26 protein-coding genes are annotated in these 25,592 nt (G+C 66.3%); 13 read left to right on the forward strand and 13 right to left on the reverse strand.

From position 1 onward, the window contains the following. Window positions 1-4 precede the first annotated feature (4 nt). The 3 genes from flgK to BM397_RS12435 all read right to left on the reverse strand — a co-directional run bounded on the left by flgK (window position 5) and on the right by BM397_RS12435 (window position 4,730). Window positions 5-1,417, reverse strand: coding sequence for a flagellar hook-associated protein FlgK (flgK, locus tag BM397_RS12425; RefSeq protein WP_092424420.1), 1,413 nt, complete (start codon window positions 1,415-1,417; stop codon window positions 5-7). 49 nt (window positions 1,418-1,466) lie between these two features. Continuing rightward, window positions 1,467-2,768 (reverse strand): flagellar hook protein FlgE, encoded by a 1,302-nt coding sequence (locus BM397_RS12430; protein ID WP_092424422.1) that lies wholly within the window; start codon window positions 2,766-2,768, stop codon window positions 1,467-1,469. Window positions 2,769-2,915: 147 nt separating this feature from the next. Further along, window positions 2,916-4,730: a hypothetical protein gene (locus BM397_RS12435; RefSeq protein ID WP_092424424.1), complete on the reverse strand. Its 1,815-nt coding sequence runs from the start codon at window positions 4,728-4,730 to the stop codon at window positions 2,916-2,918. A 144-nt stretch (window positions 4,731-4,874) separates the two neighbouring features. Here BM397_RS12435 and BM397_RS12440 point away from each other — a divergent pair, with 144 nt between their 5' ends. The 5 genes from BM397_RS12440 (at window position 4,875) to BM397_RS12460 (ending at window position 8,574) form a co-directional block, all read left to right on the forward strand. Further along, on the forward strand, window positions 4,875-5,621 hold the full coding sequence (locus tag BM397_RS12440; RefSeq protein WP_092424426.1) for a flagellar hook basal-body protein: 747 nt from the start codon (window positions 4,875-4,877) through the stop codon (window positions 5,619-5,621). A gap of 13 nt (window positions 5,622-5,634) precedes the next feature. Further along, window positions 5,635-6,420, forward strand: coding sequence for a flagellar basal-body rod protein FlgG (flgG, locus tag BM397_RS12445; RefSeq protein ID WP_092424428.1), 786 nt, complete (start codon window positions 5,635-5,637; stop codon window positions 6,418-6,420). 4 nt (window positions 6,421-6,424) lie between these two features. Next, window positions 6,425-7,084, forward strand: coding sequence for a flagellar basal body P-ring formation chaperone FlgA (flgA, locus tag BM397_RS12450; RefSeq protein WP_092424430.1), 660 nt, complete (start codon window positions 6,425-6,427; stop codon window positions 7,082-7,084). Beyond that, complete coding sequence (flgH, locus tag BM397_RS12455) at window positions 7,081-7,845, forward strand: flagellar basal body L-ring protein FlgH (protein ID WP_092424432.1); 765 nt, start codon at window positions 7,081-7,083, stop codon at window positions 7,843-7,845. The genes flgA and flgH overlap by 4 nt, the downstream gene beginning before the upstream one ends. Before the next feature lie 87 nt (window positions 7,846-7,932). Continuing rightward, the gene (locus BM397_RS12460; RefSeq protein ID WP_092424434.1) at window positions 7,933-8,574 is read left to right on the forward strand and encodes a hypothetical protein; all 642 of its coding nucleotides are present in this window, start codon (window positions 7,933-7,935) and stop codon (window positions 8,572-8,574) included. A gap of 5 nt (window positions 8,575-8,579) precedes the next feature. On the opposite strand, the gene BM397_RS12465 is transcribed toward BM397_RS12460, so the two are convergent. The 7 genes from BM397_RS12465 to BM397_RS12495 all read right to left on the reverse strand — a co-directional run bounded on the left by BM397_RS12465 (window position 8,580) and on the right by BM397_RS12495 (window position 14,414). Beyond that, window positions 8,580-9,254 carry a flagellar hook assembly protein FlgD gene (locus BM397_RS12465; RefSeq protein WP_092424436.1) on the reverse strand — a complete coding sequence of 225 codons (675 nt, stop codon included), beginning with the start codon at window positions 9,252-9,254 and terminating at the stop codon, window positions 8,580-8,582. Window positions 9,255-9,269: 15 nt separating this feature from the next. Then, window positions 9,270-10,607 (reverse strand): flagellar hook-length control protein FliK, encoded by a 1,338-nt coding sequence (locus BM397_RS12470; protein WP_092424438.1) that lies wholly within the window; start codon window positions 10,605-10,607, stop codon window positions 9,270-9,272. Continuing rightward, window positions 10,604-11,353 (reverse strand): sigma-70 family RNA polymerase sigma factor, encoded by a 750-nt coding sequence (locus tag BM397_RS12475; RefSeq protein WP_092424440.1) that lies wholly within the window; start codon window positions 11,351-11,353, stop codon window positions 10,604-10,606. The genes BM397_RS12470 and BM397_RS12475 overlap by 4 nt, the downstream gene beginning before the upstream one ends. A 76-nt stretch (window positions 11,354-11,429) precedes the next feature. Then, the gene (locus tag BM397_RS12480) at window positions 11,430-12,140 is read right to left on the reverse strand and encodes a hypothetical protein (RefSeq protein WP_092424445.1); all 711 of its coding nucleotides are present in this window, start codon (window positions 12,138-12,140) and stop codon (window positions 11,430-11,432) included. A gap of 397 nt (window positions 12,141-12,537) precedes the next feature. Next, window positions 12,538-13,545 (reverse strand): flagellar motor protein MotB, encoded by a 1,008-nt coding sequence (locus BM397_RS12485; protein WP_092424447.1) that lies wholly within the window; start codon window positions 13,543-13,545, stop codon window positions 12,538-12,540. Between the two features lie 9 nt (window positions 13,546-13,554). After that, the gene (locus BM397_RS12490; protein WP_092424449.1) at window positions 13,555-13,986 is read right to left on the reverse strand and encodes a Ros/MucR family transcriptional regulator; all 432 of its coding nucleotides are present in this window, start codon (window positions 13,984-13,986) and stop codon (window positions 13,555-13,557) included. Window positions 13,987-14,144: 158 nt separating this feature from the next. Beyond that, window positions 14,145-14,414 carry a MucR family transcriptional regulator gene (locus tag BM397_RS12495; protein ID WP_218124876.1) on the reverse strand — a complete coding sequence of 90 codons (270 nt, stop codon included), beginning with the start codon at window positions 14,412-14,414 and terminating at the stop codon, window positions 14,145-14,147. A 138-nt stretch (window positions 14,415-14,552) separates the two neighbouring features. On the opposite strand from BM397_RS12495, the gene BM397_RS12500 reads away from it, so the two are divergent. Further along, window positions 14,553-15,218, forward strand: coding sequence for a response regulator transcription factor (locus BM397_RS12500; protein WP_092424451.1), 666 nt, complete (start codon window positions 14,553-14,555; stop codon window positions 15,216-15,218). On the opposite strand, the gene BM397_RS12505 is transcribed toward BM397_RS12500, so the two are convergent. Genes BM397_RS12505 through BM397_RS12515 form a run of 3 tightly spaced genes read right to left on the reverse strand, consistent with a single transcriptional unit; the run spans window position 15,215 to window position 19,505 of the window. Next, on the reverse strand, window positions 15,215-17,068 hold the full coding sequence (locus BM397_RS12505; RefSeq protein WP_092424452.1) for a tetratricopeptide repeat protein: 1,854 nt from the start codon (window positions 17,066-17,068) through the stop codon (window positions 15,215-15,217). The genes BM397_RS12500 and BM397_RS12505 overlap by 4 nt on opposite strands. Beyond that, entirely contained in the window at window positions 17,065-18,387 is a 1,323-nt protein-coding gene (locus BM397_RS12510; protein WP_143015374.1) for a bifunctional glycosyltransferase/class I SAM-dependent methyltransferase, read from the reverse strand. Before BM397_RS12510 ends, BM397_RS12505 begins: the two co-directional genes overlap by 4 nt. An 8-nt stretch (window positions 18,388-18,395) precedes the next feature. Then, window positions 18,396-19,505 (reverse strand): hypothetical protein, encoded by a 1,110-nt coding sequence (locus BM397_RS12515; RefSeq protein ID WP_092424454.1) that lies wholly within the window; start codon window positions 19,503-19,505, stop codon window positions 18,396-18,398. Window positions 19,506-19,607: 102 nt separating this feature from the next. Between BM397_RS12515 and motA the strand changes: the two genes are divergently transcribed. The 7 genes from motA (at window position 19,608) to BM397_RS12550 (ending at window position 25,589) form a co-directional block, all read left to right on the forward strand. Beyond that, window positions 19,608-20,474, forward strand: a complete 867-nt coding sequence (motA, locus tag BM397_RS12520) for a flagellar motor stator protein MotA (protein ID WP_092424455.1) — start codon at window positions 19,608-19,610, stop codon at window positions 20,472-20,474. Further along, a complete protein-coding gene (locus BM397_RS12525) occupies window positions 20,471-20,740 on the forward strand; it encodes a hypothetical protein (RefSeq protein WP_092424456.1) in 270 nt (89 codons plus the stop codon). The genes motA and BM397_RS12525 overlap by 4 nt, the downstream gene beginning before the upstream one ends. Next, on the forward strand, window positions 20,730-21,158 hold the full coding sequence (locus BM397_RS12530) for a flagellar FliJ family protein (RefSeq protein ID WP_092424457.1): 429 nt from the start codon (window positions 20,730-20,732) through the stop codon (window positions 21,156-21,158). The genes BM397_RS12525 and BM397_RS12530 overlap by 11 nt, the downstream gene beginning before the upstream one ends. Before the next feature lie 116 nt (window positions 21,159-21,274). Beyond that, window positions 21,275-22,384: an NAD(P)/FAD-dependent oxidoreductase gene (locus tag BM397_RS12535; protein WP_218124877.1), complete on the forward strand. Its 1,110-nt coding sequence runs from the start codon at window positions 21,275-21,277 to the stop codon at window positions 22,382-22,384. After that, the gene (locus BM397_RS12540) at window positions 22,371-22,679 is read left to right on the forward strand and encodes a (2Fe-2S)-binding protein (RefSeq protein ID WP_092424459.1); all 309 of its coding nucleotides are present in this window, start codon (window positions 22,371-22,373) and stop codon (window positions 22,677-22,679) included. The genes BM397_RS12535 and BM397_RS12540 overlap by 14 nt, the downstream gene beginning before the upstream one ends. Continuing rightward, window positions 22,676-24,139 (forward strand): (2Fe-2S)-binding protein, encoded by a 1,464-nt coding sequence (locus tag BM397_RS12545; RefSeq protein ID WP_092424460.1) that lies wholly within the window; start codon window positions 22,676-22,678, stop codon window positions 24,137-24,139. Before BM397_RS12540 ends, BM397_RS12545 begins: the two co-directional genes overlap by 4 nt. 268 nt (window positions 24,140-24,407) lie before the next feature. Next, the gene (locus BM397_RS12550) at window positions 24,408-25,589 is read left to right on the forward strand and encodes a carbohydrate porin (protein ID WP_092424462.1); all 1,182 of its coding nucleotides are present in this window, start codon (window positions 24,408-24,410) and stop codon (window positions 25,587-25,589) included. Window positions 25,590-25,592: the final 3 nt, after the last annotated feature.

Genomic DNA, 25,592 nt, shown 5'->3' on the forward strand with positions numbered 1-25,592 from the left:
CCGATCAGAAGGATTCGAGCAGCGTGTCGAGCATGGACATGACCGTGGTCATGACCTGGGCATTCGCGGAATAGGCCTGTTCGATTGCGACGAGCTGCTGCAGCTCGTCGTCGACGTTGACGCCCATGAAGCCGAGCCGCGTCTCCTGCACCGTCATCGCCGCCGCGGCGGACGTTTCGGCGCTTGTCTCCGCCGTCGCGCGGGTGGTGTTCTGGCTGGCGATCAGCCCCGCCATGTAGTCCGAAAGCGTCGCGCTGTCGCCCAACCCGAGCGCGTTGTCGAAACTGGTCTTGGTCGCCATCGCTTCGACAAAGGCGTTGAGCTGCGTGGCATCGTTGCTAGAGCCCTCGACCGTCGCGGACATGCCGTCGCGCAGCCGCCAGACCGCCCCGCCCTCTTCAGGCACCACGGCGCTGTTGACACTGATCCGCCCTGCAAGCCCGGCAGCAACCGGATCGGTCAGGGCCGCACCGGCATCGGTGAACAGTCCCGGCTCCCCGGCGGCCAGCGAGGCGTCAGCCTCTTCGAAGACACTCACCAGCGCGCGCGCCACCTCGTCGAGCTGTGCGCTCATCTCGGGGATCGTGTCGTTGTAGAGTGTGACCTGGCCTGCCAGCGACCCCTCGGCGATGCCGCGGGTCCCGGCGACGCCGGGCGTGATGTCGATGCCTCCGGCGCTGAGCACGCCGGTCTGCGCGTCAAAGCTGATGGTCTCGGCGGTCTCGCCGAGCAGCAGCGCGGTGCCGCCGGTGGTGTAGATTTCCATCCGCCCCTTGGAATCGGTGCGCATGGTGAAGTCCATCTTCTCGGCAAGGCTGTCGAGCTTGGCAGTGATCTCGTCGCCGAGCGCCAGTTTTTGGCTCTCGCTCAGCTTGCCGCTGGCGAGCTGCTCGTTCATCTCGGCCAGATCCGCCAGATCGCTGTTGATGCTGGAGATATCGTTCTGCGCCGAGGCAAGCGCCTGCTCCCGCGCGTCGATCAGCGAGTTGGAGGCGGCGTTCAGCGACTGCGTCAGCTCCTGCGCATCGGTCAGGGCAGCTCGCTGCAGCGCGCTGTCCGCCGGGCTCGCCGCCATCAACCCCAGAGCGTTCTGGAAGTCTGTCAGCTGGGTCAGCATCGTGACGTCGGATTCGGTGTCGCCGAGCTGCGAGGTATAGAGCGACAGGCCGGTGGCGATCGCATCCTGCGTGGCGGTGCGCGAGACCTCGAGCCGGTACATGCTGTCGAGCGAGCTGTTCACCGCCTGGGTGATCTCGCTGATCGTCACACCGCCGGTGCTGCCGGTCACGATCGTCGGATCGCGCCGGGCATAGGAGGCGTTGTTCGCATTGGCGATGTTGTTCGAGGTCGTCTGCGCCCAGCGGGAGGTCACGCTCATCCCGCTGCGTGCCGCGTTGAGGGCCGCGGAAAGGCTCATGGTGCGATCCTAACTTGCAAGTCGGTCACCCGGATCTGTTGCCGGACGATCAGCGCTTGAGATTGACGGTTTCGCTCAGCATCTCGTCCGCGGTGGTGATGATCTTCGCGTTCGAGGAGTAGGCGCGCTGACGCTGGATGAGGCTGGTGAGCTCCTGCGCGATGTCGACGTTGGAGCCCTCGATGCCGCCCGAGGTGAGCGAGCCGGTTTCGCCGGTGCCCGGCGCACCGAGGTAGAAGGCGCCGGATTCGCCCGACACCTGGAAGGTCGAGTTGTTCGAGGTCGCCAGCCCGTTGGCATTGGCGAAGGTCGCCAGCGGCACCGAGTAGAGTACCTTGCGCGTGCCGTTGTCGAAGACCCCCCAGACGTCGCCCGCCTCGTCGAATTCCACGCTGGTCAGCAGACCGCTCTCGCTGCCGTCGGCGTCGACGTTCATCGGGGTATAATCGCCGGAGAACTGGGTCAGGCCGTCGAAGGTTCCGGGCGCGCCCAGCGACATGGTCAGCGTCTGCGGCGTGGTGCCGTTGTTGACCGTCAGGGTCATCTCGCCTGTCGCCGTGTCGAAGGCGAACCCGGCCGGCGCCGTGGCCAGCGAGGTCACGCCCGAGTAGCTTGCCGGCGAACCCGCGTTCGCGCCGCTGTTGTTGAAGGTCATCGTCACCGTGCCGTAGTCGCCGTCCGGGCCGGAGATGGTGACATCCCAGGTATCGTCGAGCGTGGAGGGCTGGAACGAGAGGGTCAGGCGCTCCGCCTCGCCGAGCGCATTGTAGAACTCGACAGAAGTTGTGAAGGCGTTGCCCGGCTCGGCGAGGCCGGTCTCCTGCGATGGCAGGGTGCCGCTGATGCCGACAGTGCTGGTGGCCGAGCCGTTGATCGACTGACTGGCGACGTTGATCGGCACGAGGTCAGAGAAACTCGAGCGGTCGACCGCGCCGAGCTCGCCGGTGGCATCGTAGGCGAAGCCCATCAGGTAGAGCCCCGCACCATTGACCAGGTTGCCATCCTCGTCCGGCGCAAAACTGCCGTCCCGGGTGAACATGTTGCCAGTGGTGTAGCCAGCATCGATGTTCGAATTCACCACGAAGAAGCCACTGCCGTTGATCGTCAGGTTCGAGGCGACCGAGGTCTCCTGGAAGGTACCTTCGGTGGTGTTGGAGTGGGTGATGGTCGTCGCGACCCCGGCCGAGGTGCTGCCAGTGGCCGCGGTCGAACCCGAGGTGATCATCTGCGCAAAGCTGCGGCGATACCCGGTGGTATCCGCGTTTGCGATGTTGTTTGAAATGCGTTCAACCGCATTCGAGTTTGCAGTGAGGCCGCTAACCCCGGCCGCCATCGCGCTGGAAATGCTCATGTCCGTCTCGCCCTATTGGTCGCAGTTGAACCGTTTCTGACTGATCACTTAGGCAAACCAGGTTTCACCATGGTTAAATTTGCCTTTACTTGTACTAATTTCAGCGATTCCGCGCTGAACCTTGCCTGATCTTGTGGCGCGCACCGCTCAATTGAGCCGCCCCACGTCCGGCAGGCTGTCGAGGGTTTCCTGCGCCTTCTCGATCCGCGCCCGCGCGGTCTCCTCGCGCAGGGGCAGCAGCGCGGGCGCTTCCGAGGTCAGGCCCCGCGCGATCTCGGCCCAGCCCGGCAGCTCCGTCAGGCTTGGGAATTCCCCCGCCAGCTCGGCGGCACGGGAATCCGCTCCGCTGCGGTGCGCAGCAAGCAGGTAGCGGATCGCATCCGGCAGGCGCATCTCGGCACCCTCGCGGGCGTGCAGCTGACTATAGGCCGCCGCCGCCGGGGCCCATTCGCCGCGCTCGAAACGCGCCAGCGCGCGCAGCCGCAGGATCTGGGTCGTCTCCTCCCCTTCCTCCGCGCCCTGCCCCTCGGCCAGCAACTCTGCGGTCTGGCCGGTTTCATCGAAGTAGCGGGCCGAAACCAGATCGAAGCGCCGCTTCAACTCCGGATCCGCCAGGGAGATCGGCTGCAGCAGCAGCGCCCCCAGGGCCATGAACTGGCCGCCCGCCAGCAGGGTCTCGGCTTCCTTCACCTTGAGGCGCGACAATTGCCCCTCTTCCGCGGTGGTGATGCCCAGATCCTGCGCCGCCGTAAGGTAATCGTGAGTGGTGGCATATTCTTCGGCGGCAACCTTGGTGGCACCAGCCTTGCGGAACGTGTCGGCAAACAGCTCCGAGGCCAGCGCGAAACTCTGCGAGAAGCGGAAATAGCGCGAGATGCGCTGGTGATCCGCCATGAACCGCGCGAGGGAAATCTCCCCCTCGGCCCCCTTGCGGTAGAGATCTTCGATCAAAGCCCGCGCCTTCTGCTGCGCGACGGTCGCCTGCTCGGTCCCGGAGCGGCGGGTGATCAGCAAACCGTAGGTCTCGATCGCATCGACCTTGCGCCCGGCGATGACCTGCAGCGACGCAAGCTCGTCCAGCACATCGCCCGCCGAGTCATCTCCACGCCACATCTCGGCCTCGAGCTTCAGCAGGCGGATCGCGTCGGACGTCGACAGGGCATCGCGGGTCAGGCCGAGCGTAACCAGCGCCCGGCGCGCGCGGTGCGCCCAGATATCGCGCCCATCCATAACCCGGACATAGCTGTCGAAGGCGGCAAGCGGCTCGTTCACGGCCTCCGCGACCTGACCAAGCAGGAAGTGGTAGGCCCCGCCATCGCGCAACTCCGGATAATCCTCGAATGAGGCCGCGATGTCCCGCGCCAGCTGCCATTGCCCGGTGTCGATGGCACATTCCAGAAAGCCCGGCAGCACCCTCACCCGCACCGGCGCGGGAAAGCGGGACAGGCGCTGCACGGCCTCGTCCAGCAGCGTGCGCGCATCGACGCAACTGCCGTCGTGAATATGCGACATGGCGAGGAAGAGCGGCTGATCCGGCCATTCCGCGTGCGCCGGGTCGAGCAGCGCCTCCGCCCGAAGGGTGAGCGGCCGCTCGCGCACGTCAATGAGGCCGAGCGCCAATTCGAAGGCCTGCGCTCGCAGCCGGTGCGCCAATGGCAGCCCGTCGCTATCGACGGCCCCGAGCACGGACAGCCCTTCCGGAGCCATGGCATGCGCGAAGAAGAATTCGGCGAGATCGGTCAGCGCCCGCGCCTGGTCGGGCTGGCGGTCTCCGGCGGCGATCACCGCCTCCATCCGCGCGGCGCGCTCCTCGAGAAAGGGGCGCTCGGGCCGCGGTCCGAGATAGAGCGCCGGCGGATCGATGACCCGCGGCTCCGACAGCGCCGCAGGGGTGACCTGGGCAAAGTGCTGCGGCCCCGCGCGCTCGGCGAGGGCCGGGCAGGCGCAGAGCAGCAGCGCCAAAACCGCTGCTTGCCTTCCCGCGAATGCACAAGAATAGACCACCGCTTACGCTCGCTTCATCATCATTATGCTTGCGTTATCTTAGCAAAACCCGCATCATCATCAAGAAAAGAATGATCGAGCAAATATTAATGGACCGTTTGCATGGATAATTCGATATACGTCGCGCTTTCCCGACTGACCGCCCTTGAGCGTCAGATCGATGTGACGTCGAACAATATCGCCAATGCCAACTCCACCGGCTACAAGGCCGAGCGCGTCCTGTTCGAGACCTATCTTCAAAAGGACGACGCCGCCCTCGCTGGCGAAGGCACGAACTACGTTCTCGACCGGGGCTCCTACGTCGACAACAGCTCGGGCGCGATCATGCCCACGGGCAATGCGCTCGACATCGCGGTGAGCGGTGACGGCTGGCTCGCCTATCAGACCGCCGACGGGCGCACCGCCTTCGGACGCGACGGCGGCTTCGTGCTCGATGTCGAGGGCCGGGTGATCACCTCCAGCGGCGCACAGGTGCTCGATGCGGGCGGCGCACCCATGGTGCTGCCGCCGGAGCAGGCTTCCACCGCCAGCATCTCCACCGACGGGGTAATCACCGATGCCGAAGGTGCGGTACTTGGCCAGATCGGCATCTTCACCCTGCCCGACCGCCAGAGCCTCGGACGTTCCGGCGGCGGCATGTTTGTGCCGCAGGAAGGAAATGCCCAGCTGGCGCCCGATGAGTCCGGCACCCAGATCATCCAGGGCGCCGTCGAGATGAGCAACGTGCAGGCCGTCACCGAGGTCACCCGCCTGATGGAAATCCAGCAGGCCTACCAGCAATCGCTGAACCTCGTGCAATCCGATGACGAGCTGAAAAAGGAAATGCTGAACCGGATCCGGAACAGCTGAGGAAGGGACGACCATGAAGGCACTCGGAATCGCCGCTACCGGCATGATGGCGCAGCAGACCAACGTCGACGTCATCTCCAACAACATCGCCAACGCCAACACCACGGGCTTCAAGGCCTCGCGGGCGAGCTTCACCGACCTCATCTACGAGAACATCACCCGCGAGGGCGCGGTGACCGCCGAAGAGGGCAACACGCGCCCCACCGGCCTCGATATCGGCCTCGGCGTGCGCACCGCGGGCACCGTGCGGCTCAACACCCAGGGCGGGCTGGCGCAGACCGAGAACCAGCTCGACATGGCCATCGACGGCCGCGGCTATTTCACCGTCAACATGCCCGACGGCACCCAGGCCTTCACCCGCGACGGCTCGTTCCGCCTGTCGGCCGAGGGCCAGATCGTCAACGAACAGGGTTTCGAGATCGACCCCGGCATTGTCTTGCCGGACGACACCGTGTCCGTCTCGATCAGCGAAACCGGCATCGTCAGCGCCTATGTGGGCAACGACACCACCCCGGTCGAAGTCGGCCAGCTGACGCTGACCACCTTCGTCAATGACGCCGGCATGCGCCCGATGGGCAACAACCTGCTGCAGGCGACCGTGGCCTCCGGCGACCCGATCCCGGCGGTTCCCGGCGACGAGGGCGTCGGCATCCTGCGCCAGGGCTATCTCGAGAGCTCCAACGTCGACATCATCCGGCAGATCACCGACCTCATCCAGGCGCAGCGCGCCTACGAGATGAACTCGAAGGCGATCGAGACCGCCGACCAGATGATGTCCGCCGCCAACCAGATCCGCTGACCCCATGCACCGCCTCGCTGCCCTTCTCTCGCTGCTGATGCTGGCGCCGCTCGCGGCACCGGCGGAAACCCCGGACGTGCTCATCGAGGAACAGGCCCGGATGAGCTGGGCGGAAGCGTTGCCCGCCGAGGCGGATCTGCGCGTGCGCTTCAAGGGCGCGCAGATCAAGGACGCCGAGACAATCTCGGCCTTCTGGATGGACCGCGACAGCGGCCAGTTCCTTGCCAATGCGGTCACCGCGGAGGGCGTAACCCACAGGCTGCAGGGCTTCATCATCGCGACCCGCAGCCTCCCGGTGCCCACCCGCCGGCTTATGCCCGGCGAAGTGATCGGCACCGCCGACATCAAGCTTGTCGACATGCCGCTCAGCCGGGTCGGTGCCTTCACCGTGCTCGACGCCGAGAAGCTTGACGGCATGCAGGTCCGCCGCATGCTGTCGCAGGGCCGCCCGGTGATGACCCAATCGGTGATGGAGCCGCTGGTCGTCGGCCGCGGCGACAAGGTGAACATTCTCTACGACGATGGCCGTCTGGTGGTGACCGCCCCGGGCCGCGCGCTTACCGATGCCCACCGAGGGCAGGAAATCCGCATCGTCAATCTCGTCAGCAATACCCCGCTCGTCGCCGTCGCGCGCGCGGAAGGACTCGTGGAGGTGATCCGATGACCCCGCTCCGCCAAGGCCTGATGGCCGTCTCCGCCCTCGCGTTGCTCGCAGGCTGCAGCACGCCGGTCTTCGACCGCGACCCCGAGGTGAGCCGAGTCGGGCTTGACCCGCAGACCCTCGCCGAGGCCCGCAGCGTCAACATCCCGATGCCTCCGCCCAAGCCGGACCGCATCCCCTACCGGGCCGAGGGGGCGTCGCTCTGGGAGCGCGGTTCGTCGGGCTTCTTCGGCGACCAGCGCGCGACGCAGATCGGCGACATCCTGACCATCCTCGTCGAGATCGAGGACGAGGCATCGCTCAGCAACGAATCCGACCGCAGCCGCAGCGGCAACTCGAGCCTCGGGTTCCCCAGCTTCTTTGGCTACGGCACCCAGATCGACAAGATCCTGCCCGGCGTCGGGCCAGAGGACCTGCCGACGGGGGACAACATCGTCGACATCACCTCGCAGACCGGCGCCTCAGGCTCGGGCTCCATCGACCGCGAAGAGAGCATCTCTTTGCGCATGGCGGCACTCGTCGTGCAGGAGCTGCCGAACGGCAACTTCGTCGTCGCCGGCCGGCAGGAGGTCAAGGTCAACGAGGAGCTGCGCGAGCTGCGTGTCACCGGGATCATCCGGCCGCAGGACATCGACCGCACCAACGCCATCCCCTACGACAAGATCGCCGAGGCGCGCATTTCCTACGGCGGGCGCGGGTCGGTCAGCCGCCAGCAGACGCGCGGCTACGGCGAAGATGTCATGGACGTTATTTTGCCTTATTGAGCCGAATAACGCCTAGATTTGAAGAAACATTCGCCCGAATCACAAGGCATTAGAGATCCTGACGGAAAAGAAACCGCGGGATACGTTATGAAGAAATCATACATCGCTCTGGCCGCACTGCCCCTGATTTTCGGGGCAGTGGGCTATGGCGCCGGGCACATTCTGCCCCCCGCTGCGCAACATGTGGAAGAGCAGGCGGCAGAAGCCGGGCCTTCCGAGGCCGAAAAGATCCTCGAAGATCTGGCCACACATGGCCCCGAACACACTGCGACACCCGAGGGTGAACGCGGAGACGGGCAGCCGCAGCATCTCGAACAGGCACAGACTTCGGCATCGCCCGAGACCGAGATCGCTCACAAGCCCGGCTCCACCGAGGGCGTGCTGACCAATGACCGTGCAAACGACTCGAGCATCGTGTCGCTGGGCAAGATCTCGGTCCCGGTCTACCGCCCCGAAAGCATCACTTACGTGGTCTCGGAAGTCGGCGTTGCCATGCGGGACATCAACACCGCGGTCAACTTCAACATCCCCGAGAACGCCTCGCGCCTGCGCGACGCGATTCTGACCTCGATGCACCGCGCCGCCGACGGGCAGACGCTGAAGGGTGTGAACATCGACACGGGCACCCTCTCGCGCGAACTGTCCGAGGACCTGAAAAAAGACTTCGGCGACGATGTCTCCGAAGTCCTCTTCATGTCGCTGGTGAAAGCCGACGTCCCGCGCAGCTGAGCTGCTTAGATGATTTCCTCGATGAGGCCCGCAAGCACGGTCTCGCCATTCTCCAGGTGGAGCGTGGCGAGGCCGTTTTCATATGTCATGCTGTCGACCTTGAGCGGCGCATAGGTCTGCGAGGCAATCGTGTTGCCCTCGGCATCCACGGCCTTGAGCGTCATGGTGTAGCTGCCCGCGGGCAGCGGCAGCCCCTCGTAGTCGAGCCCGTCCCAGGTCACCTTGTGGCGCGAACCCGCGCTTGTATCGAGCCCGGTGTAGGTGCGCAGCACCGTGCCATCCTCGGAAGTGACGGTCAGCGTCGCACTGGCGGCCTCGGCGGCGAGCACATAGGACATCTCGGCGGAAGCGCCATCCTCGGCGAGGGTCACCTCGTCGGTCGCGGTAACCACCGAGCGACCGATCAGCGACAGGCCGGTAATCGCCCCCATCGAGGCCAGCTGGTCGGAGATGCCTTCGAGGTTGGAGTTCGTCGCCACCGATTGCTCCACCTGGCTCAGCTGCGCCAGCTGCGAGATGAAGGTGGTGCTGTCCATCGGCTCCAGCGGGTTCTGGTTCTGGATCTGCGCCGTCAGCAACGTGATGAAGCTCTCGTAGTCCTCGGACAGCTGGCTCATGGAGCTGCTGGCCGAGCTCGTCGTCGTGCTGACGCTGCTGGTCCCGAACGGATCAATGGCCATGGTTCACTGCCCCTGTCAAATTCTGATGTCCACGCTGCCTACCGGCAGCTGGCGTGATTGCATATCGCCGGCGACCTCCGCGGCTCGGTCCCGCGCGATGCCGTAGGCGCCGAAGCCCCCGGTCTGACCGCCATCGCGATCGCCCTGGTCCCCCTGGTTGCCACCCTGCGTCCCGAGGTCGGAGAAGCTGAGCGCGCTGTCCTCGACTGCATGCCCCGCATCCCGCAGCATCGCAGCCAGCCCGTCGCGATCGGCGCGCAGGGCCGACAGGACTGCCGCCTGATCGGCCCGCACGACCACCTGCAACCTGCCGGCCTCATCCGGCGTCAGCGAGATCTCGACCTTGCCCAGCCCCTCGGGTTTGAGCTCGACATTGATCTTGCCTTCGGCGCTGGTGCTGGCGCGGATCTGGCCGAGGATTTCCTGCCCCTGGACGGCGATCTGCGGCGTGGTACTGGCCACCTGCGAGGCGGCGACCGTGCTGGCCACCATCGGCGTCGTCGATACCGGCCCGAGAGGTGTCGCCTGCGGCTGCGGATTCGGCGGCTGCGACGGCGCGTCGCCAGCCTGCGGCAAGGCGGCGGAGGTCACGGGCGTAAAGCCGACCGACGGACGCGCTTCAACCCGGGTTGCCGGGACGGCGGGCTCCGCGCCCTCGTTCTCTCCTTGCCCCGAGAAATCCGCGCCGGTCTCCGCCTCTCCGCCGAGGACCCGTTGCCCCTCCCGCACAGGCGCGTCCTCAATCTCCACATCCGCGCTGCCCGTTTCCGGCGAAGCTTCGCGCAGCGGCGCCTTCAGGATCTGCTCCGCGCTCGCGGTCACCGGCGCGACCATTGGCGTGACCACCGGCGCATAGGGGCGCGCGACCACGTCTGCCGCCTCGATCACGCGCCGCAGCAAAGAGACCAGTTCCACTCCGTCGCCGTCGACCTCTTCGGCACCGCCAAGCAGCGCCTGAAGGTCGGCGAGACCTTCCGACAGATCGCGCCAGGACGGTTCCGCCCCCGCATCTTCGACCCCGAGCGTCTCGGTCAGCGCCGCAACCAGTGCGTCGGCCTTCTCCAGCAACTCGGGCTCTGCGGCTAGCATGGCGCCAATCTGCGCGATGACGGGGCCGAGAATGGCCGCTATCTCCTCCTCAGACAGGTCGGGATCGGCCAGTGCGGCCTCTGCCCCGGCGAGCAGGTCGGCAAGCCCCGAAGGCTCCTCGCCGTCGCCCTCCGCTTCGACCCCTTCGCCACCGGCGAGCAACGCCAAAAGACCGGCAAAGGGCGTTTCGCCCTCGGCCGGAGTCTCTGCTGCCGTGCCCGTGGCCGTCGTGGCCCCGCCGAGCGTGGTGAGGAAATTGATCATGACAGCACCGCCCGCGAAAAGCCCTTGTCGATGAGGTTGCGCCGCAAGCGCAGCATGGCCCGTTTTTCCACCTGGCGCAGGCGGTCCTGCGACACGCCGAGGTCCCGCGCGATGCTCCCGAAGGGCTCGGGATCAGCCCGCAGACGCCGCCGCCGGATCACCTCCGCCTCTTCCGGAGTCATCGGCTCCAGCGCTTCGGCCAGCAGCCGGGTCAGCATCGCCCGATCGCTTTCCAGCGCGACAAGCTCTTCCGGACCCAACTCGCCAGAGATCAGGATATCGCGCGGTCGCCCCTCGTCCTCGTCATCGCTGCCATCGAGGGCGATCATGCCGTGGGTCGCCATACGGATACGGGCGCGCTCTTCCTCGGACAGCTTGCCGGTCTGCGCATCGAGATAGGTCCGTGCCGGGATGTCGATCACCGCCTTGATCCGCGCCAGAGCGCTCGAGATACCGTTCATCACCCACCAGGCCGCATAGGTCGAAAAGCGCACTTCCTGCTTGCGATCGAAACAATCGGCCGCCTTGATCAGGCCGAGAATGCCCTCGGCGGCCAGATCTTCGAGGTGCACCGGATTATCGGTGAACCGCGCCGCCTGCGACCACGCCTGCCGCGCGTGCGACCGCAGCAGCAATTCGAGGGCCTTCCGGTCCCCGCTGTCCTGCCAGCTGCAGATGGCGCTGCGTTCCTGCTCTACGTCAAGAAACGGCTCGCGCATCGCTGCCTGGTACGTCATGGACATCATGAAGAAACGCCCAACTCATTCTTGCCTGCAAGAATAAGTAACCACAATTCTTCAATCGTCGGAAGAATATAATGCTTTACTGAAGATTAAACCGGGCCGCGAGGCTGGTCTTGAGAGGCACGTCTTCGCGTTCCGGCGCGCCCATCACGGCACGCAGCATCGTCTCAGTCCGGCCAGCCCAGTCGGCGAGGCGCAGCGGCGTGTCCGCCACGCGCAGCAAGTCCTCGGGCACGAGCAGCGGATCGGGCGACGTGAACCCCGGGTCGAGTTCCGAGAGGTAGACCGCCAGCTGGCGCTGCCAGAGGAAGTCGGACCGCTGGAAGAGCATGGGGTCGGGCAGCAGCGGGCGACGCTCCGCCAGCCAGTGCCGCGAAAGGGTTCGGCCAAGGCCGCGGCAGAAACCCTGGGGCTCGACCTCATGACCCTCGAGACCGAGCGTCGCCGCGCGGCGCATCGCGGCATGAGCCATGATGTAGAGAGCGTCGGTCTCGTGCTCCATCGGAATGCCGCTCAGGCTCTGCGCCAGCAGCAGCGCCTCGCCGACGGTTTCGCCCAGCACCTGCGAGAACGGCATCTGCCTGTCGGGCAGCATCACGACCATCGTGCCATAGGGCAGATCGAGCGGCAGCTCCTCGACCAGAACGTCGCCGAGCGGCAGCGCCGGCGCGAGTTCCAGATCATCCGCCATGACCAACGGGCGTTCGCAATCGCCGCGGGCCATGAGGACTTCAGATCGAACCGGCAGGATCGCCGTCAGCGCGGCGTGGAACCGCAGACCGAACACCATTTCCGGCAGCGCTACGCCGTCCCGCCAGATTAACTTAAGTACGTCCCCGCTACGCATCTGTTTACCCATGCCCCAAGTGAGTCTTTCCCCGGGTTCACAGTATGTTTTGAGCAATTCTTCGCAAACCCACCAAATGTTAAACAACATCCTACATGTAGGGGTCTTGACGTTTGAAATACCCAGATACAGACGACCGAGTCGCCTAAGCAAAGCCCTGTGTTTTCTGGGTTTTTCATTTGCGCAAACGCAGGCAATCGAAACGCGCGGCGCCGTCCACACCCCCTGAGATTTCTTTACATTAGAGAAATTTGGTGTGGATATGCAGGATCATGCGGCAAACAAGACACTAGATATGGTGAAATTTGCAGCCGCTTTCCCGAGTACGAGAGGATCAGCCTCAGGGCTGAGTCGCCGGGGCATACTGCAATGTGACGCTGATGCGGCGGTTCTCCGGGGCAGACGGATGCTCGGGATCGAGAGGCGCCGTATCCGCGAGCCCCGAAATCCGCGTGATCCGGGCCGGGCTGACCCCGGTGTCGACCAGCACACGACGAGTCGCGTTGGCGCGATCCGCCGAGAGTTCCCAGTTGGAATAGGTCCCCGCCCGGGAATAGGGCACCGAGTCCGTGTGCCCCGAGATGGTGATATCGTTCGGCATGTCGACGATCGCTTCCGCCACGATACGCAGCAGCTCACGTGTGCGTTCCTCGATCCGCGCACTGCCGGTGGCAAACATGGAAGTGCTGTTCTTGTCGACGATCTGGATCTCGAGTCCGTCGGCGGTGCGCTCGAAAAGCAGGTTTTCCTGCATAGCCTGCAGTTCGGGGTCCTCGGCCACCTGCTCGGTGATCGACTCCTCGAGCCGCTCCTGCGCCTCCTGCCATTCCTGTTCGGCACGTTCGGCCTGTTCCGCCGCTGCTTCAGCCTCGGCCGCCGCCTGCGCAGCGGCGACGCCGTCGGCGATACCGTTCTCACCGGTATTGATCGTCTGACTGTCCTGCTCGCCCGCGGGCCGGGTGTCGAACTCGACTACGATGCGAGAGTCCGGGTCACGCAGGCGGCTGTCGAAGACGGCCAACGGGTTCTCCTGTCCAAAGCTCGGGAGCTGAACCGGGCTCTGCGGGCCGTCGGTGCCGCTCATGACGCCGTCCTGGCCAAGCACCATGCCATCGAGCAGGCCGTCGCCACGCCCGCCGGCTTCGGAGAGGGAGGGGGTAAAGTAATCGGCAAGCCCGCGCAGTTTTTCCTCGTCGGAGGCCGCGAGAATCCACAGCAGCAGGAAGAAGGCCATCATCGCGGTCATGAAGTCGGCGTAGGCGACCTTCCACCCGCCGCCGTGATGCCCGTGACCGGCGGTCTCCTCGATCTTCTTGATGATGACCGCCTGCTCGTTCCTGCCTGCCATTTTGCCCTTTTACTCCTGCCCCGCCATCACCGTGCGGTCGTATTTGCCGAGCCCCGCTTCCTTGGCGTGGGCTGCTTTCTTGCGCGAGTAGCTCGGAGCCACCAGCGGGAAGTCTTCGGAAAGGTTGAAGGCCGCGCGGTACTGCGCCTCGGTCATCCCGTGCTCGGCGCCGAGGTGACGCTTGAGCATCTTGAAGCCACGGCCACAGCAAAGGCAGTAGACCTTGTCCTCCGTCACCGATTGCGCCACCGGCAGCGCCGGGTGTAGCCCGCCAGCGGCCATCGGGGCCGCGGTGCTCGCCGAGGTCGCCGGAGCGTCGTGGACTTCGCCGGTAAGGCGGCGATACAGATTCACGATTTCATCCGGGGTCACGTCCGGCCTGGACGCGTAGGCCGCCACGATCCGGGCCACCATATCCTGCGATTCGTCATGTCCGTTCATATTCTCATCCTGCCGATCGTCATTCTGCTTTCGCATCGTCGAGACCAAACGCACTTCTGTCCGTTCTTGCCTGTCCTTGTCCTGACTTTCTTGAACAGGCGCGCTCGTCGACGGGGATTGCACTTTTACTCTACATAGATTCTTGCCCTATGGGCAATCTAACCTTCCCACTCCATGTTTCGAGCGGCTTCTCGCCGGTCGAGATAGGATTGCGAAACCAGCGGCGAGTCCTCCGGCAGCCGCCACTTCTTGCGATACTCCTCGGGCGTCATGCCCAGAACCTCTCGCAGATGCCTGCGCAGAAGGGGTTTCTGCATGCCTGTTTCGCGACAGGTCAGCATCGAATATGACTCCGGGACCGCCGCAGCTTCCGGCCCGCGCATGCGCCCCAGAAACCTCGACAGAAACCCACGCAACTCTTTACCCATTCCCATGTCTCTTCTTGGTGTTCTTGTCCTTCTCCTGAACTTGCAAATAGGATTTGAAGGTTAACCCATGTTGAACATAAAAAATTTACGTCAAGTCATGGGAGATAAATTGTCCAAATCTTGTCGGAGATCTCCGCAATGAGCCAACGCGCCTCCTTTGCCGTGGTCGTCGAGCGCGACACCGCGCAGCGCAACGCCTGGTCCGAACTCCTCGAACGCAGCGGCTTGCGGCGGGTGCTGCGCCGCGCCCGGCCCGCCGAAGCGCGCGACCTGATGGTACCGGGTGTGCCGTTGACCGCGATGATCGTCGGGCTCTCCGCGCATCTACCGCGAGACGACGACATGCTGGGACTCATCGTCGGCGTCCGGCGTCACGCGCCGGATGCGGTCATTCTCGCGGTGGACCACGGCAACCGGCCGCGCGGCGCCGCCGAGATCTTCGCCGCCGGGGCCGACGACGCCCTGCGCGCCGATCACGATCCTTCGGAAATGCGCGCGCGGCTTTCGGTGCGTCTGCAGCGGGCGACGCTTGCCGGCCAGCGCGCCGCGCGGCTGGTGCAACTCGGACTCACCCCGCTCGAGGAACATATCCTTGCCTGCCTGAACGCCCGGCGCGGACAGATTGTCAGCCGCGCCGAGCTCGCCGCCGAGGTCACCGGCGGCGAATGGAGCTACGGCGACCGTCGGTTTGACGTGCACATCGCGCGGATCCGCAAGAAACTGGCAGAGCAATACGGCAGCACGCTTCGCGTCCGCACCATCCGGGCACAGGGCTACGTTCTCGAAGGCGACGCTCCGCTCTAACCCGCGACGACCTCGCGAACCGAGTCCAGCGCCGCGCGCCAGTCGCCGACCGCGGCCTGCCGGTGCAGGTGCAGGGCCCCGTACCAGGGATCCCGCGTACCCTCACCGCCCCAGTACCACATGCATTCCGCGCCCGCGGGCACCAGCATATGTGTGTCAGGGTGTCCGAGCGCCCCGCACATGTGGGCCGTGGTGTTGTCGATGGTCACGATCCGATCCAGCGCGGCGCATTGCGCGGCGAAGGCCGCGAGGTCCGCCATCTGGTCGACATGCGGATCGCAGTGGAACACCACGTCGGGCCGCGCCTGACGCGCCGCGGCGATCTCCGCATCCGTATCGCCGTATTGCAGGCTCACCACGAAGGCCTCAGGCGGCAGGATGCGAACCATCTCCGAAAGCTCGACCGAGCGCAGCGTGCCGATCAGCGCCCGCGCCGCCCAGGCCATGCCAAAGATCGGCCGTCCGGCGGCAAGACCCTCATAGCGCGCGCGGATCTCCGCGACGGCCCCGGCCTTTGGCGCAAGATAGCCGCCATGGCGCGCGTCCGGCGGGTGATCCGGCAGGAAGCGCACGAGGTCGCCGAGCGCCACGATCTGCTCCTTCGATACGGAGTAGCCAAGCGTGGCCAGCTCGCTTTTCGAAATGGCCGAAAGCCCCAGCGTGTTGTCCTGCAGCAGGTCCGCCTCACGCGGGTCCGCCATGAAGACCACCTCCCGATCCGCGACCTCGGGCAGAAGCCGCACCAGAGGAAGCAGCGCCAACTGATCGCCGACCCCCTGTTCGCTCATGATGAAGATACGGCTCTGACGCCGCAGGTTCTCCGGCTCCGAGCTCTCGAGGGGCACCATGCTCCGGAATTTCTCCGGCAACCGCTGGAGATAGTTCGGCACACCTTCGGCATAGTCGCCGTGACCGAAACAGAATGCGCCGTAAGCCCGACCGATCGCGCGCGCCTCTCCGGCGGCATGCATCGCCTCGAGATAGGCGTGGCGGGCCTCGGTCAACTTGCCCAGATCGTGATAGGCGTTGGCAGCGAAGGCACGCGCCCGGCCGAAGTGCGTCGGATTGTCGAAGTCGTGGCTTTCGACCAGCGAGATCACCTCGTCGTGTTTCGATTGGAACCGCAGCGCACCGATCAGCGTCATCATCGCGTCGTCGCGGTCCTGCAAATCCCCTGCCAGAAGCTCGCGGGCCCGGGCCTCTGCTTCCGCCATCTCGCCTCGCTGGAAGCAGGCATTCGCGCCGCAGAGCTTGCCCAGCTCGGTGTCAGGCCCTTGTGCGAAGGCGCGTTCGAGCCAGACCGCGGCGGTCTTGTGGTCCTCGTATTCCGCCAGCTTCAGGCCGAACTGGCGGTTGAGTTCGACGTTCTTGACCTTGCTCACGAACGGCTCGAGGAACTTGGCCGCCGCCGGGACCTTCTCGTAGAGGTCCATCAGCGACAGGTAGAGCAACATCAGCTCGACTTCGGTATTGCCCGCCTTGAACGCCTCTTCCATCTTGGCCACTGCCTCGGCCGGCTCGGCGCAGAGGAAATGCGCCTTGGCGAGGCCGGTGATCACCTCGACGGAACCGGGCGCGTTTTCCGCCGCCTTGCCGAAGAACGCCTTGGCCGTCTGCCCCTCGCGCCGGTTCAGCGCCGCGAGGCCGAGCACGATCCAGGCATGCGGATTCTCGGGCGCCGACTTCGTGAGCGGCAGCACGTGCTGGCAGGCCTCGGCGAGGTTGCCCGCCTTCAGGCACTGGTAGGCTTGGAACAGAGCCACCGCCGCATCGCCGCCGATCCCGTAGAGCTTCGCACCCTTGGCAGAGAGGGCCCGCTTTTCCTTGCGCGTGAGGGCGTGGACGTTCATGGGGCCTCCTTCGGCACAGCAAAATAGTCGGTGACCCCAGCGCCGAACACGCTGTCGATCACACGGTAGTTCGCCCCGCGGCACCACCCCTGCAGGAAGCGCATCGCGTTGGCGGGGGTCACCTTGACCCAAAGGACGGGCCGGGCGCGGGCAATCACGGACGCCGCCCCTTCGAGCGTTTCGATCTCCGTCCCGACTGTATCAATCCTGAGGGCATCCACCGGCGCATCCCCCAGCACGGAGTCCAGTGAGCCGCGCCCCCCTTCGCCAGAGCGGGCCGGACCGGCGAAAAGCCCGGTGCCGAAGACCGCGGTCTCGAGCGCGGGGACTGCGGCCTGCGCGACAAGGCTCCGGCACTGGACTGTCTCCGCAAGACCGTTCACCGTGAGATTCTCGCCAAGGAGGTCAGATGTAGCCTGGTCGGTTTCGACAGCGATGAGCCGCTTCGGTTGGAGGTTCCGGGCGCACCACACCAGGTGATTTCCGCCGCCCGGTCCGACGTCGACAATGCTGGGCGCAGTCGTGCCGAGAAGCGCTTTCAGCTTCCCCAGCGCTTCCTGTTCGAAGAATTCTCCTCGAAGGTGCGCCGCCTGGCTCGGATCCGCCGGGTTCGTCAAGCGCATCCGGGCCGGCTCCGCCACACTGTCACCCCCGACCTCGACGAAGACCCGCGCATCAGACAGTTGCTCGACCCACTGGCCAGAGACGCTGACATTCCAATCCTGTCCCGTCGCCGAGCGTGGGCCCGTCGAATGCAGTCCGCGCTGATTGAGGAAGAATATCTCGGGGCGCTTGGCGCAGCGCGCCGTGTTCCAGAGCTGACAGTAGAGCTTGTAGTCCTCGCCCGTGTTCATGCCGACATCGAAGCCGATGCGCGCGACGACCTGCGTGCGGTAAAAACCGCCGATCTGTACACCGTTGAACGGCGCGACAGACAGAAATTCCTCGCGCGAGTCGATCGTTGCGGCCTGCCCTTCGCGGAGTTCCGGCTCACCGCCACGGTCGAGCGTACAGATGAGCCCCCAGACCGCATCCAATTCCGGCTCGGCCGCGATCACCCGTCCGAAGGCCTCAAAGGCGTTGGGCGTGATCTTGTCGTCGGCATCGAGGAAGAAGACCCAGTCGACCCCCTCGTCCAGCGCCCGCTGCAAGGCCTCGTTGCGCCGCGCGGAGCGCCCGTGGCGCCCCACGGTGTCGTCCATCACGTAGTGGAGGATCTCGCTGAACGGCCCCGTGTCGTAGGCCCGGGCCTGCTCGACCGACGGCCCGCCGACCTGTGCGAATAGCTCAGCGTGTCCCGGTCCGACCGGCGTGATCACCGCGCATTTCAACGCCCCGCCTCCGGCGTCGCGTCAAAGGCCAGCTCCAGCACCGGCACATCGAAGCTCGCCGGCATCTCGACCGCGCGCATCATCGTGCCGGTCATCAGCCCGGCCCCGGTGAGCACCGCCAGCGCCACGCGCACCGGCGAGAACAGGCGGCGCGACCGGCGCGGCTTGGCCAGCACTTCGGGCTGCGGCGTGACCTCCGGGACCACGGGACCAGCTGCCACCAGAACGGCCCCCGGCGCCACGAAGACGCCGTGATCGGTGACCGTCACCTCTGCCGCGCGCGGCGAAGCTGCAAAGCGCTGGCGCAGCCCCGCCGGGAAACGCGCCTCGGGAATGTCGATGACCAGCGGCGCGCCGGGCACCCAGCCCTGCACCGCCTTGCGCGGCAGCACGAAGCGCGAGAAGTCATCCCGGAATCCCACCTCGTCGGCCAGCACCGCGCGGGTCTGGATGGTGACCAGATCCGGGCTCAGCGTCACCCGCACGCCGCGATGCCCGATGCTGACTTCTGCCTCGACAAACAGGCACTCACTGCCCGACAGGGTCTCGGCCGAGGCATAGCCCTCGGGCATGGCGCGCCCCTTTGCCTTGCGGCGTGTCGGGCCCTTCGGCGCGAGCTCCGACAGGTGAAGCCGGGGCCGCCAGCGGAAGGGCTCCGGCGCCCGCAGCGCGGCGCTCACCTTCGCCGAGACCGCCGCTGCGGCGGGACGCGGAGCCGGGCGCGACTTGCGTTCCAGCTCGAAGCGGTAGTTGATCAGGTAGTCCTCGGCCATCTCGGCAAGATCATCTTCACCCGCCACCAGCTTCAGCAGCTTTTGCTCGTCCGAGAACAGCACCCGCCGGGTCGGATAACCCTCGATCGGGGGCACCACGGCAAAGTCTCCCTTGGCGCAATCGAGCACGGCGGCCACCTTGCGCAGGACAGCACGCCCTTCGTCCACGTGATGCAGCAGCATCTCGCAAGTGCCGCCCTCGTCGAGGCACAGCGCGAGCGCCACTTCCTCCGGCCAGTCGGCAAACACCGTCTGAAGCTCTCCGGCCTCGAAGAAATAAGCGAGTTTTTCGGCATTCATGATCAGCTGCCCCGAACAGTTCTTCGACTTCACCTATCTATTCTTGTTTATACTTGAACGAAAGTCAAATTTACTTATGCTTACCTTGAAAACCGGCGTATCCCGGCCTCAAGATCCAAGCAGAGAAATCTATCCATGACGCTGATCCTCGGACTCGCCCTTGTCTTCGGCCTCGTCTTCGGAGGGTTCATCCTGTCCGGCGGCAAGATGGACATCGTTCTCCACGCCCTTCCCTTCGAGGGCATGATGATCGGCGGAGCGGCCATCGGGGCCTTCGTCATCGCCAACAGCTTCTCGGTGATCAAGAGCTCCGGCAAGGGCGTGGTGAAGGTGATCAAGGGACCGCGCTGGAAGTCCAAGGACTATGCGGACCTGCTCAACCTGATGTTCGAGCTCTCGCGCATCTACAAGTCCCGCGGCATCCTCGCGCTCGACAGCCACGTCGAATCGCCGAAAGAGAGCGATATCTTCGCACGCTACCCTCGGATTGCTGCGGACCACTTCGCCATCGACCTGATCCGCGACAGCTTCCGCATGCTGTCCATGCAGTTCGACGACAAGTACCAGACCGAGGACGTCATCAACCGCAAGATCAAGAAGCACCACCACGAGGCCATGGCCTCGGCCCATGCGATCCAGACCATGGCGGACGGGCTTCCGGCGATCGGTATCGTCGCGGCGGTTCTGGGCGTGATCAAGACCATGTCCTCGATCGACCAGCCGCCCGAGATCCTCGGCGGGATGATCGGCGGCGCGCTTGTCGGCACCTTCCTCGGCGTGTTCCTGGCCTATTGCATGGTGCAGCCGATCTCGGGCCGCCTGAGCCAGATCGAGGAAGAGGACGCGGCCTTCTACCACATCATCCGAGACATCTTCGTCGCCATGGTGTCGGACCATCCGCCGAGCATCTGCGTCGAGATCGGCCGCGGCAACATCCCCACACGGATGCAGCCCGACTTCTACGAGGTCGAGGCCGCGCAGAAGGAACTGCCCGCGGCATGACCCGGCTCGGCACGCTCCCGCTGCTGCTGCTCACCGGCATGGCCTCGGCCGCGAGCGCGCCGACCCCCGAGGAGGATCTCGCGACCCTCGGCTATATCTCGGCGGCGCGGCCCGGCGAGTTCCATGCGGTGCCGCCCTCGGGGAACGGCTTTCCAGAAGATATCCTCGCCAACATGCGCATAAAGCTCGGTGGCGAGCGCCCCTTGCCCCAGACGCAGCAGACGCCACAGACCAGCGCCCCCGAGGCTCCGGCCAATGGCCACTGAGGCCAGCCGCCGCCGGCTCCGCGCGCTCGAGGTCATGGAGCGCCTGAAATCGCTCGAGACCGAGAGACAGGCCGCCGAAACTGGTGCCCTCCGGGCGCGCATGGACAAGCTTGAAGGTGACAAGACCGCCCTGCTCGACCGCCTTTCCGGCGAGTCTCGCATCGACGGGCTCGAGGGCGCGCCCTATCTCGGCCGTTTCATCCGCTCGATCCGCGCCGAGGTCGACCGCATCACCAACGACGCCGCCAAGCTGGCGCCCGAGCTGGCCCGCTCGGAGGAAAAGCTTCGGGCCGCGCTGGCCGAGCAGAAGACTTACGAGATTCTCCGCCTCAAGCGCCTCGCCGAAGAGCGCGAGGCGCGGGCCAAGCGCGAGGCCGAGGCGCAGGATGAGCTGTCGCTGGTGCGCTGGAACCGCTGAGACCCGCGCGCAGCATCCCTGCCGCGGCGCGGGGCTGGACAAGACCGCCCAGCATCGGACAAATCGGTCCGTAGATCAGAGCCTCGGACGTTCGGCCCCTGCCGACAGGAATGCCCATGGACCAACATGACATCACGGTGATCGGCGGCGGCCTCGTCGGCAGCGCGGTGGCGCTCGGGCTTGCGGAAACCGGGCTCCGCGTGCTGGTTCTCGATGGCGAGGACCTGTCGCGCCGCGCGTCGCGAGCCAACTTCGGGCTGGTCTGGGTCTCGGGCAAGGGGCTCGGCACCCCCGACTACGCGCGCTGGTCCTTCGAAGCCGCGCGGATCTGGCCCGGCTTCGCGCGAGATCTCGAAGCGCGCTCGGGCGTGTCGCTCTCGCTCGACCAACCCGGCGGCTACAGCTTCGGCCTGTCCATCGGGGAGCTCGACGGGATCATCGCCGAGATGACCCACATCACAGAGGAAACCGACGGCGAGGGCGCACCCTGGCGCATGGTGTCACGTGCAGAACTCGTGCGCGAGATCCCCGGAATCGGCCCCGACGTGGCGGGCGCGGTCCACGGCTCCGCGGACGGCCACCTCAACGCGTTGCGCCTGTTTCATGCCCTGCACCGAGCTGGGGCCGCCGCGGGTGTCACCTACCGCGCGCATCACGCCGTCACCCAGATCGAGCCCAGTTCCGCCGGTTTTCGCCTGCGCGGCGACTGGGGCCAGATCACCACGCCCCGCGTCGTGCTGGCCGCCGGCACCGAAACCGAGCGCCTCGCCCCGATGGTCGGCCTTGCCGCGCCGCTGAAGCGCAGCCGCGGGCAGATCGTGGTGACCGAGCGCGTCTCGGGCCGCCTGCCGTTTCTCAGCGCCATCATTCGCCAGACCGACGAGGGCAGCGTGATGATCGGCGACAGCGACGAGGGCGACACCGACGCGCTGGCCGGCAACCCCGAGATCGCCGCCCTGCTGGCAGCCCGGGCGATCCGCGTCTATCCCCCGCTCGCCCGGCTCAACATGGTGCGCAGCTGGACCGGTTTCCGCGTCAAGCCGCGTGACGGCATTCCGATCTACGGTCAGTCCCGCAGCTGCCCCGGCGCCTACGTCGTGCTCTGCCACAGTGGCGTGACCCTCGCGGCCCTGCATGCGCGGCGCATCGCCCCGCAGATCGCCGAGGGCGCGGCGCAAATCGGCCCGGCGGCCTTTTCCTCCGAGAGGTTCCATGTTCCGGCGTGATCCCATTCCCCCCGGCGAGGCGGTCGAGATCCTGCTCGACGGCCAGCCGATCTCCGCACGCCGGGGCGACAGTGTCGCCGGCGCCTTGCTGGCCGGGGGTGTCACGCGCTTCCGAGACAGCGTGGTGAGCGGCGCACCACGAGCGCCTTACTGCCTGATGGGCACTTGTTTCGAATGCCTCATGACCATCGACGGCGTGGCCAACCGTCAGGCCTGCCTTGTCACCGTCGAACCGGGCATGCGCATCACCCGGCAATCCGGCGCGCCGAGCCTTCTTCCCGAGGCCGAGACATGAGCGCGCAACTTCCCGACACAGCGGAGCTGGTGATCATCGGCGCGGGCCCCGCCGGCATGGCCGCCGCGATCGAGGCCCGGGCCGCGGGCGCCGAGGTCATGCTCCTCGACGAGACCCCCGCGGCGGGCGGCCAGATCTGGCGCGCTGTGGGTACGGCCCCCGAAGCGCGCAAGGCACTGCTCGGCAAGGAGTACGCGGCGGGCGCAGCGCTGGTGTCGGACTTCGCGGCTTGCGGCGCGCATCATGCTTCCGGTGTCTCGGTCTGGGGCGTCATGCCCGACGGGACCGGCCCGATCCACGTCGGGGTGAGCGAAAGCGGCGCGGCGGGGATGATCGAGACCCGCGCGGTGATCCTGGCAACCGGCGCGCAGGAACGCCCGCTGCCGGTCCCTGGATGGACCCTGCCCGGCGTGATGGGGGCGGGTGCCGCGCAGATCGCGCTGAAGAGCGGCGGGCTGCTGCCCGAGGGGCGTTGCGTGCTGGCGGGCGTCGGCCCGCTGCTCTACCTGCTGGCCGACCAGCTGCTGCGCGCCGGGGTCACCCCCGCCGCATTGGTCGAAACACCGTCGCCGCGGCGCCGTGCGGCCCTGCCGCATCTGCCGGACTTCCTGCGCACACCGGCCTTCCTCAAGGGCGCGGGCCTGATCGCCCGCGTGCGCCGCCGGATCCCCGTGATCACCGGGGCCGAAGCGCTGGAGATCACCGGAGAAAGCCGCGCCGAGGCCCTGCGCTACCGGCGCGCCGGCAGCTGGCACGAGATCCCCGCCGATCTGGTGCTGCTGCACGCCGGCGTCGTGCCATCGCTGAACCTCGCGGTCGCGGCGGGCGTTCCGACCCGCTGGAACGCGGTGCTGCGCTGCTTCGAGCCCGAGACCGACGCAGCAGGCGCGACCGACCTCCCGGGCCTGTTCATCGCCGGCGACGGCGCCGGCATCGGCGGCGCCGAACGCGCCCTGCCCTCGGGCCGGCGCGCCGCGCAGGCGGCGCTGGCGCAGCTCGGGCGGGAGGTCGATCCTTTGGCCGCGGCCGAGGCGCAGCGGCAGTGGCACAGGGCCGACAGGGGCCGCGCCTTCATCGATCGTTGGTTCGCCCCGCCACCATCGCTGCTCGCGCCGCAGGGCGAGACGATTGCCTGCCGCTGCGAGGAAGTCCCGGCCAGCGCGATCCGCGATGCGGCCCGCCTCGGCGCGCCGGGACCGAACCAGATCAAGACCTACCTGCGCTGCGGCATGGGGCCCTGCCAGGGCCGGATGTGCGCCGCCAGCGTGACCGAGATCATGGCCGATGAATCCGGGCGCGACCCCGCCGACCTGGGGCACCTGCGCTTTCGCACTCCCGTCCGCCCGCTGTCTCTGGCCGAGTTGGCACAGCTGCCCGCCGGCGAGGCCGCACGCCGCGCCGCGCTCGGGGATGCCGCGCTGCCGGAGACCCCGCTGCCGCTGCCCGACCGGTCTTCCTAGCAGCGGCAGGCCGCCGCCCGGAGGGGCGGCAGCGCCACAGTCACCGGCACTTCTCACGCTTGGGTAGATCGAGAATTGCTTTTGTCGCCTGCTTGTGGAACTCTTTTCCACAGGTTTCCCGGCAGCGTTTCTCGCCGCGAAATCAGATGTTTTCGAGAATGCGTTTGAGTGTGTACCGCTTCGGGGCCGCGCATCAGTCCATGGCGCAGCACGTGTCCGGGGCCTGGATTTTCCAAGGAACAGCCACCTCCGATACGAGGAATTTGCCATGCTTGCGCGCTTTTTGACCCGCCCCACGCTGCTTGCCGTCCTGCTGACCTCTGCCAGCCTGCCCGCCGCCGTCCGCGCGCAGGAGGGTCCACAGTTCAGTTTCGGCTTTACCACCTTCGCGGACGCGCCGGTTGCCGGCGATGCCGATGATGATACGCGATACAGCTGGCGCGCCGACATCAAGATGTCCTACGGCGAGATCTGGACCGGCGGCTCGATCAGCGGGCATCTCGAATACAACGACGGCGACGATTTTGTCGGGCTTGGCGAGGGCGGGCTGGTCTGGCCCACCAACACCTTCGCAACGCTCCCGGCGATCACCTCGGACAACCAGACGACCCTGTCGCTGACGCTCACGCAGCAGCTCAGCAACACCACGAGCGTGAGCTTCGGCAAGTTCAACGTGATCGATCTCGCCGAGGCGACCCCGCTTCTCGGCGGCCAGGGACAGGGCGGTTTCCAGTATCTCGGGATCGGCGCGCCCAGCAACTTCGTGCTGCCGCCCTATATCTTCGGCGGCATCCTGACGGTGAACTACGCTCCGATGATCTACACGCTGATGATCTACGACGCCAACAACGCACAGGGCGAGGACTTCTGGGACGACCTCTTCGAAGACGGCGTTGTCTACAACGGCACCGCGACCTACACCACGCAGATCAACGGCAGGCCCGGCTTCTACAGCCTCAACATCGCGCATTCGACGAAGAAGGGCACCGACTACGAGTCGCTGCTGCTGTCTCCGGACGACCAATCCTTCGCTGGAACCAAGGACGGGCTGAACTATACCGGTGTGAGCTTCCAGCAGTACCTGTGGAACGACCCGCAGAACCCGATGGTCGGCTGGGGCGTGTTTGGTCAGGTCGGCTTCGGCGACGGCAACCCCAACCCGCTGGACGAGATGTTCCTGCTTGGCGTCGGGGGCAACTCGCCGCTCTACGGTCGCGAGAGCGACCGCTGGGGCCTTGCCTGGAGCAAGTACAACTGGTCCGACAAGCTCGGTGAGGCGCTGGGGGCCTATGGGGTGAACCTGGAGGATGAGTCGGCGGTCGAGGCCTTCTACGAGGCGGCGCTGACCGAAAACTGGCGGATCGGCGGCAACGTGATGTGGGTGAAGCCGAGCTTCGAGAGCTACGACGACTACACGCAGGTCGGCTTCCGCATCCGCGCGACATTCTGAACG

The sequence above is a fragment of the Alloyangia pacifica genome (assembly GCF_900116195.1).
GTDB lineage: Bacteria > Pseudomonadota > Alphaproteobacteria > Rhodobacterales > Rhodobacteraceae > Salipiger > Salipiger pacificus.

Coding starts and splice junctions, on each gene's coding strand:
- BM397_RS12505 (WP_092424452.1), bottom strand. CDS start 17,068: ATGAACGTCCACGCCCTCACGCGCAAGGAAAAGCGGGCCCTCTCTGCC.
- flgA (WP_092424430.1), top strand. CDS start 6,425: ATGCACCGCCTCGCTGCCCTTCTCTCGCTGCTGATGCTGGCGCCGCTC.
- BM397_RS12465 (WP_092424436.1), bottom strand. CDS start 9,254: ATGGCCATTGATCCGTTCGGGACCAGCAGCGTCAGCACGACGACGAGC.
- motA (WP_092424455.1), top strand. CDS start 19,608: ATGACGCTGATCCTCGGACTCGCCCTTGTCTTCGGCCTCGTCTTCGGA.
- flgH (WP_092424432.1), top strand. CDS start 7,081: ATGACCCCGCTCCGCCAAGGCCTGATGGCCGTCTCCGCCCTCGCGTTG.
- BM397_RS12540 (WP_092424459.1), top strand. CDS start 22,371: ATGTTCCGGCGTGATCCCATTCCCCCCGGCGAGGCGGTCGAGATCCTG.
- BM397_RS12545 (WP_092424460.1), top strand. CDS start 22,676: ATGAGCGCGCAACTTCCCGACACAGCGGAGCTGGTGATCATCGGCGCG.
- flgG (WP_092424428.1), top strand. CDS start 5,635: ATGAAGGCACTCGGAATCGCCGCTACCGGCATGATGGCGCAGCAGACC.
- BM397_RS12495 (WP_218124876.1), bottom strand. CDS start 14,414: ATGGGTAAAGAGTTGCGTGGGTTTCTGTCGAGGTTTCTGGGGCGCATG.
- BM397_RS12480 (WP_092424445.1), bottom strand. CDS start 12,140: ATGGTGTTCGGTCTGCGGTTCCACGCCGCGCTGACGGCGATCCTGCCG.
- BM397_RS12485 (WP_092424447.1), bottom strand. CDS start 13,545: ATGGCAGGCAGGAACGAGCAGGCGGTCATCATCAAGAAGATCGAGGAG.
- BM397_RS12535 (WP_218124877.1), top strand. CDS start 21,275: ATGGACCAACATGACATCACGGTGATCGGCGGCGGCCTCGTCGGCAGC.
- BM397_RS12460 (WP_092424434.1), top strand. CDS start 7,933: ATGAAGAAATCATACATCGCTCTGGCCGCACTGCCCCTGATTTTCGGG.
- BM397_RS12500 (WP_092424451.1), top strand. CDS start 14,553: ATGAGCCAACGCGCCTCCTTTGCCGTGGTCGTCGAGCGCGACACCGCG.
- BM397_RS12490 (WP_092424449.1), bottom strand. CDS start 13,986: ATGAACGGACATGACGAATCGCAGGATATGGTGGCCCGGATCGTGGCG.
- flgK (WP_092424420.1), bottom strand. CDS start 1,417: ATGAGCCTTTCCGCGGCCCTCAACGCGGCACGCAGCGGGATGAGCGTG.
- BM397_RS12440 (WP_092424426.1), top strand. CDS start 4,875: ATGGATAATTCGATATACGTCGCGCTTTCCCGACTGACCGCCCTTGAG.
- BM397_RS12530 (WP_092424457.1), top strand. CDS start 20,730: ATGGCCACTGAGGCCAGCCGCCGCCGGCTCCGCGCGCTCGAGGTCATG.
- BM397_RS12550 (WP_092424462.1), top strand. CDS start 24,408: ATGCTTGCGCGCTTTTTGACCCGCCCCACGCTGCTTGCCGTCCTGCTG.
- BM397_RS12430 (WP_092424422.1), bottom strand. CDS start 2,768: ATGAGCATTTCCAGCGCGATGGCGGCCGGGGTTAGCGGCCTCACTGCA.
- BM397_RS12470 (WP_092424438.1), bottom strand. CDS start 10,607: ATGATCAATTTCCTCACCACGCTCGGCGGGGCCACGACGGCCACGGGC.
- BM397_RS12525 (WP_092424456.1), top strand. CDS start 20,471: ATGACCCGGCTCGGCACGCTCCCGCTGCTGCTGCTCACCGGCATGGCC.
- BM397_RS12475 (WP_092424440.1), bottom strand. CDS start 11,353: ATGATGTCCATGACGTACCAGGCAGCGATGCGCGAGCCGTTTCTTGAC.